The organism is Shinella sp. AETb1-6, assembly GCF_009826875.1.
In the GTDB taxonomy this organism is placed as follows: Bacteria; Pseudomonadota; Alphaproteobacteria; order Rhizobiales; family Rhizobiaceae; genus Shinella; species Shinella sumterensis.
This window is the reverse complement of record NZ_WUMM01000012.1, coordinates 1-11908: the sequence shown is the minus strand read 5'-3', so window position 1 is coordinate 11908 and position 11908 is coordinate 1. Positions and strand designations below refer to the sequence as shown.

14 protein-coding genes are annotated in these 11908 nt (G+C 63.6%); 8 read left to right on the top strand and 6 right to left on the bottom strand.

The genetic code is table 11. The features are described 5' to 3' along the window. Positions 1-10 precede the first annotated feature (10 nt). The 3 genes from sseA to GR158_RS19395 all read left to right on the top strand — a co-directional run bounded on the left by sseA (position 11) and on the right by GR158_RS19395 (position 2161). A complete protein-coding gene (sseA, locus tag GR158_RS19405) occupies positions 11-865 on the top strand; it encodes a 3-mercaptopyruvate sulfurtransferase (protein ID WP_160872243.1) in 855 nt (284 codons plus the stop codon). A gap of 2 nt (positions 866-867) precedes the next feature. After that, positions 868-1449, top strand: coding sequence for a GNAT family N-acetyltransferase (locus tag GR158_RS19400; RefSeq protein ID WP_160872242.1), 582 nt, complete (start codon positions 868-870; stop codon positions 1447-1449). Positions 1450-1600: 151 nt separating this feature from the next. Beyond that, on the top strand, positions 1601-2161 hold the full coding sequence (locus tag GR158_RS19395) for an OmpA family protein (protein WP_134651861.1): 561 nt from the start codon (positions 1601-1603) through the stop codon (positions 2159-2161). Positions 2162-2228: 67 nt separating this feature from the next. Here GR158_RS19395 and ald read toward each other — a convergent pair whose 3' ends face one another. After that, positions 2229-3347, bottom strand: coding sequence for an alanine dehydrogenase (gene ald / locus GR158_RS19390; protein ID WP_160872241.1), 1119 nt, complete (start codon positions 3345-3347; stop codon positions 2229-2231). Between the two features lie 160 nt (positions 3348-3507). Between ald and GR158_RS19385 the strand changes: the two genes are divergently transcribed. Beyond that, positions 3508-3969 (top strand): Lrp/AsnC family transcriptional regulator, encoded by a 462-nt coding sequence (locus GR158_RS19385; RefSeq protein WP_134651863.1) that lies wholly within the window; start codon positions 3508-3510, stop codon positions 3967-3969. On the opposite strand, the gene GR158_RS19380 is transcribed toward GR158_RS19385, so the two are convergent. From GR158_RS19380 to ilvA, 3 genes are all read right to left on the bottom strand, one after another. Then, positions 3966-5213, bottom strand: coding sequence for a diguanylate cyclase (locus GR158_RS19380; RefSeq protein WP_160872240.1), 1248 nt, complete (start codon positions 5211-5213; stop codon positions 3966-3968). The two genes, GR158_RS19385 and GR158_RS19380, sit on opposite strands and share 4 nt — an antisense overlap. A gap of 143 nt (positions 5214-5356) precedes the next feature. After that, positions 5357-5671 carry an HlyU family transcriptional regulator gene (locus GR158_RS19375; protein WP_134651867.1) on the bottom strand — a complete coding sequence of 105 codons (315 nt, stop codon included), beginning with the start codon at positions 5669-5671 and terminating at the stop codon, positions 5357-5359. Between the two features lie 164 nt (positions 5672-5835). Beyond that, on the bottom strand, positions 5836-7083 hold the full coding sequence (gene ilvA / locus GR158_RS19370; RefSeq protein ID WP_160872239.1) for a threonine ammonia-lyase: 1248 nt from the start codon (positions 7081-7083) through the stop codon (positions 5836-5838). A 259-nt stretch (positions 7084-7342) separates the two neighbouring features. On the opposite strand from ilvA, the gene GR158_RS19365 reads away from it, so the two are divergent. The 4 genes from GR158_RS19365 (at position 7343) to GR158_RS19350 (ending at position 11228) form a co-directional block, all read left to right on the top strand. Next, the gene (locus GR158_RS19365) at positions 7343-8797 is read left to right on the top strand and encodes a TrkH family potassium uptake protein (RefSeq protein ID WP_134651871.1); all 1455 of its coding nucleotides are present in this window, start codon (positions 7343-7345) and stop codon (positions 8795-8797) included. Positions 8798-8876: 79 nt separating this feature from the next. Continuing rightward, complete coding sequence (locus GR158_RS19360; protein WP_160872238.1) at positions 8877-9452, top strand: hypothetical protein; 576 nt, start codon at positions 8877-8879, stop codon at positions 9450-9452. A gap of 124 nt (positions 9453-9576) precedes the next feature. Next, entirely contained in the window at positions 9577-10221 is a 645-nt protein-coding gene (locus GR158_RS19355; protein WP_134651875.1) for a DUF47 domain-containing protein, read from the top strand. Further along, the gene (locus GR158_RS19350; RefSeq protein WP_134651877.1) at positions 10221-11228 is read left to right on the top strand and encodes an inorganic phosphate transporter; all 1008 of its coding nucleotides are present in this window, start codon (positions 10221-10223) and stop codon (positions 11226-11228) included. The genes GR158_RS19355 and GR158_RS19350 overlap by 1 nt, the downstream gene beginning before the upstream one ends. 97 nt (positions 11229-11325) lie before the next feature. On the opposite strand, the gene GR158_RS19345 is transcribed toward GR158_RS19350, so the two are convergent. After that, the gene (locus tag GR158_RS19345) at positions 11326-11544 is read right to left on the bottom strand and encodes a hypothetical protein (protein WP_160872237.1); all 219 of its coding nucleotides are present in this window, start codon (positions 11542-11544) and stop codon (positions 11326-11328) included. A gap of 21 nt (positions 11545-11565) precedes the next feature. Continuing rightward, positions 11566-11908 (bottom strand): transposase (locus tag GR158_RS19340; RefSeq protein ID WP_160872236.1); only part of this gene is annotated, 343 nt, incomplete at its 5' end.

Here is an 11908-nt window from a genome sequence, read left to right as displayed (position 1 = left end):
GGAGGATATGATGTCCAAGAAAAAGAGCAGGTTCGTCGTTTCGGCGGATTGGGTTGAAAAGCAGCTGGGCGCACCGGAATTCCGCATCGTGGACGCCGCCTGGTATCTGCCCGCGCAGAACCGCAACGGGGCTGCCGAATATGCGAGCGGTCACATTCCGGGCGCCGTATTCTTCGACCAGGACGTGATCGCCGATCATTCCAGCGGCCTGCCGCATACCATACCCTCGCCGGAATTTTTTGCCTCCGAAGTCGGCAAGCTCGGCATTGCCGACACGGATGCGATCGTCGTCTATGACGGCCCGGGCATCTTCACAGCGCCGCGCGTCTGGTGGCTGTTCCGGGTGATGGGTGCCAAAAACGTCTTCGTCATGGATGGCGGGCTGGACGGGTGGAAGAAGGAGGGACGGCCGCTCCAGACGGACCTTCCGGAACCCGCCCCCGCCGTCTTCCACACCAATTTCAATCCCTATGCCGTCACCTCCTTCGAGGAAATGCGCGGGATCGTGACGACGCGTGCGCGCCAGGTCGCCGATGCGCGTGGAGCGGGCCGGTTCACCGGCGAGGAAGCCGAACCGCGTGCCGGCATGCGCTCGGGCCATATGCCGGGCGCGAAGAACATGCCGTCGGGCACGTTCTCGGTCGATGGTCATTTCAAGGATCTCGATCAACTCCGCACGCTTTTCGAGGACGCGGGGATAGATCTGTCCAAGCCTGTCGTCACGAGCTGCGGGTCGGGCGTGACGGCCGCGATCATCACGCTCGCGCTGCATTCGCTGGGGCACGAGGACAACACGCTGTATGACGGATCCTGGTCGCAATGGGGCGGACGCGAGGACACGCCTGTCGTGACGGGGAAAGACTGACCATGGCACGGAAGGTCACGCCCGCACCCATCGCGGTTCATATCACGGCGCTTGAAATGACCGCGCCGCCGAAGCAGAGCCTGCCGGTGCCCGTCAATGTGCACACGGCCATCCTGAATGCGCCGGACATTCCGCTCGCATTCTACCGTTTCCTCTACCGGCAGGTCGGCAGCCGCTGGCACTGGGTCGACCGGCTGCGCATGGACGACGCGACGCTGACGGCGACGCTGCATGACAAGCGCAACAGCGTGACCGTGCTCTACGTGAACGGCGCGCCGGCGGGCTTCTTCGAACTCCTCCAGATCGACGCCGATGTCGTCGAGCTCACCCATTTCGGCCTGTTCGAACACGCGCTCGGGCTCGGCATCGGCAAGTGGTTCCTGCTGCAGACGCTCTATGCCGCCTGGACGCTCGGACCGAAACGCGTCAGCGTCACCACGAACAATCTCGACCATCCGCGCGCGCTCCAGCTCTACCAGATGTTCGGCTTCTCGCCTGTGGGCACCGAGGATGCACAGCTCGTCCCGCTCTCGGATGCCGAATTGCTTGAGCTTGCCAAACGCGACTGTCTTCCGCCTGCGTAAAGGGCCGCAGCGCAACCTGCGGCGGAAGCCGCGCGCTTGTCCGCCGGCCGTTAAGCAATCTGAACGGGAGATAAAAGCCGGGTTCAGCTTTGCTTCAGATCGACGATGGCATTTTCACGCCAACAGATGATCAACACTACAGGAGACAAGCATGCAACGCCGCGCCTTTCTGACCGCGCTTTCCGCCGCCTTCGCCGCCCCGGCCCTTTCGAGCCTTGCCTTCGCCCAGGAAACGCCGTCGGCAGACGTCATCCTGCGCCGGCTCGACGCCGCTCCGACGCGGCGCATGCGCGAACAGGACCGCGTGACGATCCGCGAGTTCAAGCGCCGGCCGGACCTGCGTGGCGCCGCCCCCTCCATCAATATCCAGTCGATCAACTTTGCCTTCGGCTCCGCCGAAATCCCGCATTCGGAATATCGCAAGGTGCGGCAGATCGCGCGCGCCATGGAGCAGCTGCTGCGCCGCCGGCGTCATGCGGTTTTCCTCATCGAAGGCCATACCGATGCGGTCGGCTCCTTCGAATCCAACCAGATCCTGTCGGAACGCCGTGCCGAATCGCTGAAGCGCGTCCTCGTTCGCGAATTCCTCATCCCCGCCCGCGCCCTTGAAACGGTCGGTTACGGCGAGGAATATCTGCTGGTGCAGACGCAGCTCGAGGAATGGCGCAACCGCCGCGTCACGCTGCGCCGTATCGACGAATTCGTCCGCTGATCGCACGGAAGAACGCCAAAGGCCCGGATCGCTCCGGGCCTTTTCTGTTTCCGGGGATAGCTGCGTCTTACGCGACGTTGAGCACCGCCTCCGGTGCGACGGATTCATAGCCCAGCGCATCGGCGACGGGTCCGTTCGTCACGCGGCCCCTGTGCACGTTGAGGCCGGCGCGCAGGTGCCTGTCCTCGGCAATCGCCTTCAGGCCCTTGTCAGCCAGTTGCAGGCCGTAATGCAGCGTCGCGTTGTTGAGCGCATGCGCGGAGGTGACCGGCACGGCGCCCGGCATGTTGGCGACGCAATAATGCACCACGCCGTCGACCTCGAAGGTCGGATCGGAATGGGTGGTGGCATGGGAGGTCTCAAAGCAGCCGCCCTGGTCGATGGCGACGTCGACGATGACGGCGCCCTTCTTCATGCCCGACAGCATTTCCCGTGTCACGAGCTTCGGCGCGGCGGCACCGGGGATGAGCACGGCGCCGATGACGAGGTCGGCCGCGAAAACCTCCTCCTCCAGCGCATCGATCGTCGAGTAGCGCGTGTGCACGCGGCCGCCGAAGAGGTCATCGAGCTGGCGCAGGCGGGGGATGGAGCGGTCGAGGATCGCGACATCGGCGCCAAGGCCCGCCGCCATCCTGGCGGCATGCAGGCCCACCACGCCACCGCCGATGATGGCGACCTTCGCCGGCAGCACCCCGGGCACGCCGCCGAGCAGCACGCCACGACCGCCATTCGCCTTCTGGAGCGCGGTGGCGCCTGCCTGGATGGAGAGGCGTCCGGCAACCTCGGACATCGGGGCCAGCAGGGGCAGGCCTCCGCGGTCGTCCGTCACCGTTTCGTAGGCGATGGCGGTCACGCCCGATTCCAGCAGGCCGCGGGTCTGTTCCGGATCCGGCGCGAGATGAAGATAGGTGTAGAGGATCTGGCCGTCGCGCAGCTGCGTCCATTCGCTCGGCTGCGGTTCCTTGACCTTCACCACCATGTCGGACTTCTGGAAGATGTCAGATGCGGAAGCGACGATGCGTGCGCCTGCGGCGCGATAGGCGTCGTCATCGGCGCCGATGCCGGAGCCCGCCCCTGTCTCGATGATCACATCATGGCCATGGGCGACGTATTCGCGCACCGCGCCGGGCGTCAGGCCGACCCGATATTCGTGATTCTTGATTTCCTTCGGACAACCGACACGCATGCGCGTTCCTTCCCAGTCTGTTTCCGTTGCTCCTCCCGCCGTATCGGCGGACGTCCATGGAAGCAGAGGATGTGCGCAATGTCCTTGCAAAGCAGCTTTGCCCAGGCAGCAGATATCGAATAATATTCGAAAAAGTGGGTGGATTCCGAAGGAAATTCGAATGTCTCAGCTCGACGCCATCGATACTGCGATCCTGAAAGTCATTCAGCAGCATGGCCGCATATCCAATGCGGAGCTTGCCGAGCGTATCGGACTATCCCCCTCCGCCTGCTCGCGCCGTCTCGACATCCTTGAGAAATCCGGCGTCGTGACCGGTTATCATGCCCGCGTCTCGGCCAAGGCGCTCGATTACAAGATGATCGCCATCGTGCACATCTCGCTATCGGGCCAGTTTGCCAAGACGCTCACCGAATTCGAGGCGGCCGTGAAACTCTGTCCGAACGTCCTGGTCTGCTATCTGATGTCGGGGGAGTACGACTATATCCTGCGCGTCGCGGCGAAGGACCTCGAGGACTACGAGCGCATCCATCGCGACTGGCTCTCCGCCCTGCCCCATGTCGTGAAGATCAATTCGAGCTTTGCTCTGCGCGAGGTCATCGACCGTCCGAATGTCGGGATCTAGCCTGCAACGACCCGGTTGCGGCCGGCGCTCTTGGCGGCATAAAGCCGGGTATCGGCGGCCGACAGCAACGCATTGAGCGTCGTGCCGTCGGTGTAGCTGTTGGCCACGCCGATACTGACCGTGACGGCGACACCGTCCGGTCGGCGGATGTCCGCCTCCACCAACGCGCGAAGAGCCTCGGCATGCGCTCTCCCGGCCTCCGGCCCAAGATCCTCGCAGATCACCACGAACTCCTCCCCGCCGAAGCGGAAGAGGCGATCGCCGCTGCGCATCACGGTTTGCAGGCGGCCGGCGAGGTCTTTCAGAACGCTGTCGCCGGCAAGGTGGCCGAAATGGTCGTTGATATCCTTGAAATGATCGGCGTCGACGATCATCAGCGCCATGGGCTTGCCCGCGGCCATCATGGACGACAGCATGCGCGGCGCCTCGAATTCCAGCCGGCTGCGATCGTAGACGCCGGTCAGGGCATCGCGGCCCGAGCGATCCAGCAGGTCCTCGTAGCGTTCGCGGAACGTGAGGTCGGCGAAGATATCGGAGATCGGCCGCGGCGAGACCGGAATGGCCGATATGCGCGAATAATAGAGATAGACCGAGATGAGCACGGCATAAGCGCAGGCCGCCATCATCTTGGCGATCCAGCCGCCCCAGAAAACGGCGATCGGCGCCCCGTTCAGGAAGTTCAGCGCCGCGTAGAAACCGATCTGGTCGAAGGTCAGGACCACGACGCCGGCGACGAAGAAGCGCATGGTCGTGCTCTTCCTGAAGACGCGACCAAGGCGCTCGTAGAGCAGGATGATGGCGAGCGAATCGACATAGAGCAGCATGGTGCCCCAAAGCATCAGCCAGCCCATCTCGTCGATGAAGGCAAGATCCGCCACGCGCCCCGGCACGGCACCGATGGTCTGGTGATGACGCAGGAAGAAACTTAGGCCCACCGTCAGGAAATTGCCGGCCAGAAGGCCGTAGATCGGCGCGCGCACGACGGCCGCATCCTCCTTCACGTAAAGAAGCAGGATCATCATCAGCTTGCCGGAGAACAGCACGGATGAGCCCGGCGAGATCACGCCGAACGGCAGCTCGATATAGAAGACGGCGGCAAGGTAGGTTTCGAGGAAGTGCATCACACCGAGGGCCGCGACGAAGACCCCGATGCCAAGCTGGTGGCGCATATGCAGGATCGCCACCATGAACACGAAATAGAATCCGGCCTCGATGAGAAGCAGGATCAGATTTTCAGTTCCCATGGCCGGCCCGTCGCGTCATCGACCGCCTCCCGGGCGGCCGTATTCAATGATGTTTCAGCCGATACAGGCAAACACGCCGGTTCTCCAGCACGCTTGCGCAACGGTCGCCATTTTTCGGAAGGCTTGTTGCGGTCGGTCGGACGTCAGACCTGCCGGCTTTCCACGCCATCGGCAAAAAGCGATGCGCCATGCTGGTCGGCGATCTGCCTGGCCTTGCGGAACGCCGTGGCCACCGTGTCGTCGCGCGAGGTGAAGATGTCCGCACGAATGAAGCTGCGGACCAGCACCCTGTCGCCGTCGTGCTTTTCGATTCGCCCGGCCAGACGGTACTGGCTACCCTCCTGGATCGGGGCTGCGACAAGAAGAAGGTCGTTATAGGCCTCGGTTTCCTCGGCAACCTTTGCCGGAGATGCCGAGCCGCCGCCGCGACCGAAGAGTTTTGAGAAGAATGAAGCCATGTCCGATTGCTACCACAGGCCACAGCGCCCTCCAAGAGCAGAGCGCCATGCCGACGGTTCTCCCAGAGCATTTCCGTTGAAAAACAGACTGCCCGGAAATGCTCCATCTTTTGTTTTGCCGCATTGTCCGATGCCGAAGCGATCCCGCTTCGGCTGGAAATGCTTTAGATGATGAGGTTGGCGAGGATCTCGTTTTCGGTGATGTCCTGATAGCCGAGCCCCGCCGCATCGAAGGCAGCCCTCAGCGCGGTAAAATTCTCCGGTGCCTTCGTCTCGATGCCGATCAGGATGGAACCGAAGTTGCGGGCCGACTTCTTCAGGTACTCGAAGCGGGCGATATCGTCGTCGGGGCCGAGCATGTTGAGGAAATCCCGTAGCGCGCCGGGGCGCTGGGCCAGCCGCAGGATGAAGTACTTCTTCAGGCCCGCATGGCGCATCGCGCGCTCCTTGACGTCGGGCAGGCGCTCGAAATCGAAATTGCCGCCGGAGACGACCGCGACCACCGTCTTGCCTTCGAGCGCCTCACGTCCGAGCGCCTCCAGCGCCGTCAGCGACAGCGCCCCGGCAGGTTCGAGCACGACGCCCTCCACATTGAGCATGTCGACCATCGTCACGCAGATCGCATTCTCCGACAGCAGCATCACCTGGTCGGACGAAAAGCGCTTCAGGGCGTCGAAATTGAGTGTACCGATCTGCGCGACCGCCGCCCCGTCGACGAAGTTGTCCACCTTGTCGAGCGTCACGACCGCGCCGCTCTCCAGGCTGCGCTTGAGGCTCGGTGCGCCCTCAGGCTCGCAGAACAGGAAGCCCGAGGGATCGATCACGTCTCTGAAATAGCCGGTGACGCCGGAGGCCAACCCGCCGCCGCCGACCGGCAGCACCACGAGATCGGGCAGCCTGCCCTCGCCGAGCTGCGCGACGATCTCGGCCGCCACCGTCGCCTGGCCCTCGATGATGTCGTGGTGGTCGAAGGGCGGCACCATCAGCGCGCCGGTGGCCTCGGCATGGTCTCGGGCGGCCTTGTAGCACTGGTCGAAAAAGTCGCCGACGAGCCTGATCGTGACGAATTCGCCGCCGAACATGCGGGTCTTGTCGATCTTCTGCTGCGGCGTCGTCACCGGCATGAAGACCACACCCGGCACGCCGAAATGGCGGCAGACGAAAGCGAAGCCCTGCGCGTGATTGCCGGCGGACGCGCAGACGAAACTGCGCGCGCCCTGCGGATCGGCCAGCACCTTGCGCAGGAAATTGAACGCCCCTCTGATCTTGTAGGAGCGAACCGGCGAGAGATCCTCGCGCTTGAGATAGATCTCGGCACCATAGCGGGCGGAGAGATGTTCGTTGAGCTGGAGCGGCGTTTCGGGAAAGAGCCCGCGCAAGGCGTCCAGGGCTGCGTCGACGTCGGATGTCATTCTGTGGTCCGTCTTCGGTTGGGATGCGGTTCGGTAGGCTGCATGTCGTGCCTTCGGCAAGGACAGAGACAGACGAGGACGATCATTCTTCCGGCCCTTTTACGATCCCGTGGCGCGCCCATGCGCGGTGCGGCGCAACCGATCCCGCCGCCGATCCCGCCCCTGGGGCGTCCTTGAGTTTGGACGTCGCAGAGGCTATGGCATATCGACGCGACGGTTTCCACCCGCCCTGGCCGAGATGGCCTCATCGAGACCAACCTTGAACGCCACGATCTTCCGTTCCGCCATCAATATCGCCGCCATTGCGGGCATGTACATGTCCGTGGCGATGCTCGTCCCGGCCTTCATCGACGTCTATTACGGCCATCCCGATTCGGAAGTCTTCTTCCTGTCCGCCTTCTTCACGGGCGGCCTTTCGCTTGCCACGGCCGCGGCCACCCGTGCCGGCCCGCCGCCGTTCAACAAGCGCATGGGCTTTCTCGTCGTCAACATGCTGTGGCTTTCGGCCAGCATCATCGGCTCGATCCCGCTGTGGCTGTCCTCGATGAAGCTCAGCTACGCGCAGGCTTTCTTCGAATCGGTCTCGGCGATCAGCACGACGGGCTCCACCGTCATCGTCGGCCTCGATCACGCGCCCCCGGGCATCCTGATGTGGCGGTCGCTGCTGCACTGGCTCGGCGGCGTCGGGATCCTGGCGCTCGGCCTCTTCATCATGCCCTACCTGCGCGTCGGCGGCATGTCCTTCTTCAAGCTCGAATCCTCCGACACCGCCGACAAGCCGTTTGCCCGCATCGCCAGCTATACCCGCGCCTTCCTCGCCATCTACGTGGCGATCACCCTGATCTGCGCCGTCACCTATGCCGCGCTTGGCATGACCCGCTTCGACGCCTTGAACCACGCCATGTCCACGGTCGCGACCGGCGGGCTTTCGACGCATGACGCCTCCTTCGGCTACTTCAAGAGCCTGCCGCTCCTGTGGGCCGCCACGTTCTTCATGACGCTCTCCAGCCTGCCCTTCTCGGTGCTCATCCTCTTCGTCGTGCGTGGACGGATCGATGCCTGGCGCGACCCGCAGATCCGCGTCTTCCTCGGCTATCTCGTGCTGTTCGCCATCGCCGCCAGCATCTTCCAGCGGTTGCAGAACGGTGTCTCGTTCCACGAGGCGCTGGCGCACTCTTTCTTCACCGTGTCCTCGATCCTGTCCACGACGGGCTTCGTCAGCGACGACTATACGCAGTGGGGCCATTTCATCGTGGCGCTCGCCTTCGTCGCGACCTTCATGGGCGGCTGTTCGGGCTCCACGGCCGGTGGTCTCAAGGCCTATCGGCTGATCATCCTGTTCAACTTCATGCGCACCGGTCTCTACCGCCTGATCTATCCCGACGGCATCCACGCCGTGCGCTACGGGACGATGACGGTCGATGCCGATTTCCAGCGCACCGTCTTCCTGTTCTTCCTGACCTATGTGAGCCTATCCGCGATCGGCGCCATTCTGCTCGGCCTCATGGGCTATGACGTGCTGACGGCCATCTCGGCAGCCGCCACCTCCCTCTCCAACGTCGGCCCGGGTGTCACGGAGGCCATCGGCCCGTCGGGTTCATTCGCCATTTTCCACGACGCTGCACTCTATCTCCTGTCGTTTCTCATGCTGCTCGGCCGCCTGGAAATCCTCACCGTGCTCGTCCTCCTGACGCCGCTGTTCTGGAAAAGCTGACCGGGTACAGTCGTCGAGGCGTTCTTGACTGTTGTCACGCTTCTCCGCATCTTGCCGAAATCGGCTGGAGGAAGACGGAATGTTCGTGTCGAAGTCACTGTTGCCCCTGTTTCTCGCCGCGTCCCTGGCATCACCGGCGCTCGCCGGGCCGCTTGCCGATGCCGCCCGGAAAGCTGAGGAACAAGCCGCGGCCGGTGATCCCGTGGGCGCCCACAACACCATCCGCGACGCCTTCGGCGCCTTCGCCGCCACGCTTCCGTTCACCATCGGCAAGGCCGTGTTCGTCGCGGCCCCGCCCGAGGGATACGGCATGTATGCCACGCGCCCGACCTCCGACTTCAAGTCCGGCGAAACCTTGATCTCCTACGTCGAGCCGGTGGGGCTCACCTGGCGCGCGGGCGATGGCGGCAATCTGGAGTCCCACTTCACCGTCGACTTCGAACTGCTCGATACGAAGGGCGCCAAACTCGCCGAACAGAAGGCCTTCGGCTCCTTCGATTTCAAGGGAACGGTGCGCAACCAGGAGGTCTTCGCCAAGCTGACGCTCAAGCTCAGCGGCCCGCCGGCCGGCGACTACGTGCTGCGCTACCGCTTTCGCGACACGGCAAGCGGCGCCGTCGCGATCAGCGAACAGCCCTTCAAAATCGTGCAGTAAGCCGGCTATCGAAGTTTTCCACAGGCTTTGAGAGAATTGGGACAAGCCCGAATCCGGGCTTTCCAGCGCATGGGCGCTGAATTATGACAGCGACATGACAACCCCAGCCACGTAAGGGGCACCCATGCTCTCGCTGTTTCGCAAACTCATGCCGCGTGAAGACCGGTTCTTCGATCTCTTCGAGCGGCATTCCCGCACCGTCGTCGGCGCCGCCGAGGCGCTCCAGGCCGTCCTGGCCGGCGGCCCGGACATGGAAAAGCACTGCGACCGCATCGTCGCGCTGGAAGACGAGGCGGACGCGATCACGGCCGAGGTCCTGCTTGCGGTGCGCCGCAGTTTCATCACGCCCTTCGACCGCGGCGACATCAAGGACCTCATCCAGTCGATGGATGACGCGATCGACATGATGCACAAGATGGTCAAGACGATCCGCCTCTACGAGCAGACGAGCTTCCAGCCCGGCATGCAGGAAATGGGTGCGGCGGTCGTCAAGGCCGCCCATCTCGTCGCCGAAGCCATTCCGCTGCTCGACAAGGTCGGCGTTCATGCCGACCGCCTCAGCGCCATCGCCCAGGAAGTCACCCGCGTCGAGGGCCGTTCCGACGAACTGCACGACCAGGGCGTGAAGGAGCTCTTCAAGACCTACGGCAAGACCGACCCGATGGCTTACATCATCGGCAGCGAGATCTACAGCGAACTGGAGAAGGTGGTCGACCGCTTCGAGGACGTGGCAGACGAGATCAGCGGCATCGTGATCGAGAACGTCTGATGGACGCCACCCTCGCCCTGCCGCTGCTCATCGCCCTCGTGGGCATCGCGCTGCTCTTCGACTTCCTGAACGGCCTGCACGACGCGGCGAACTCCATCGCCACCATCGTCTCCACGCGCGTTCTTCGCCCGCAATATGCCGTCATGTGGGCGGCGTTCTTCAATTTCATCGCCTTCCTGTTCTTCGGCCTGCATGTCGCCGAAACGCTCGGCAAGGGCATCATCGATCCCTCCATCGTCAGCCCGCTCGTGATCTTCTCCGCCCTCATGGGCGCGATCATCTGGAATGTCGTGACCTGGATCTTCGGCATTCCCTCGAGCTCCTCGCACGCGCTGATCGGCGGACTGGTCGGCGCGGGCCTCGCCAAGACCGGCTTCGACGCCGTCGTCTGGAGCGGCCTGATCAAGACGGCGAGCGCCATCTTCCTGTCGCCGGCCATCGGATTCTTCCTCGCCCTGATCCTGGTCCTCACCGTGTCCTGGATCTTCGTGCGGCAAACGCCGTTCGCCGTCGACCGCACCTTCCGCGTCATGCAGTTCATCTCGGCCTCGCTCTACTCGCTCGGCCACGGCGGCAACGACGCGCAGAAGACGATGGGCATCATCGCGGTGCTTCTCTACTCGCAGGGCTATCTCGGCGGAGAATTCTACGTGCCGTTCTGGGTGGTCATCACCTGCCAGGCGGCCATGGCACTCGGCACGCTGATGGGCGGCTGGCGCATCGTGCACACGATGGGCTCGAAGATCACCCGTCTCAACCCGATGCAGGGCTTCTGCGCGGAAACCGGCGGCGCGATCACCCTCTTTGCGGCGACATGGCTCGGCATTCCCGTCTCGACCACGCACACCATCACGGGCGCCATCATCGGCGTCGGCGCGGCCCGTCGCGTCACGGCCGTGCGCTGGGGCCTCGCCGGCAACATCGTCTGGGCATGGATCATCACCCTGCCCTCAGCCGCGGCCATCTCGGCGCTGTTCTACCTGGTCTTCGCCGCCATTTCGGGCTGATCAAAACAAAAAAGTCCGGTGACAGCAACGTCACCGGACGTCTTTAGGCCAACTCAGCGCAAATCGGCAACAGCACGACAGGCTCAGGGCCAAGCCCTCAAAAGCCCGTTTCTGCGCCTTCCAGATCGCTGCCCTCGCAGGCCGATACATTGGCGACCTCATAGGTCGTCTTGCCCGGTCCGGCCGGCGGAACGGGCGTCAGCGTGACGATGACGTAGCATTCGGAATTCTGCACGCGCCATTCGATCTGGCCATTGTCGCGCGTGCGAACCTGCTCCAGCGTATCGAACGCCCGCCCGCCCATGGCGAAGGACACCTTGTCGCTGCCGACGACCGCCTAGGTCACCGACTCATAAGTGCGCAGCCATATTCGTAATGCGGCGAGTTGGATGGATGCCAGGAAGTTGTCGTCGCGTTTGTCATACCGGGTTGCAACGGCTCGGAAGAGTTTGATCTTGCTGAAGAAGCGTTCGACACGGTTGCGCTTGCGATAGAGGGTGGCGTCGAAGGCGGGAACACGCCTTCGCGTCGGCATGGGTCGGATGTTGGCTACTGCACCACGGGCGGCGAGGCTGTCACGCAGCGCATCGCTGTCGTAGGCTCGATCAGCCAGCAGCGTCTGGCCCGCACCGACCGATCCGTACATGTCGGCCGCCGAGCGCCCGTCATGCGCCTGGCCT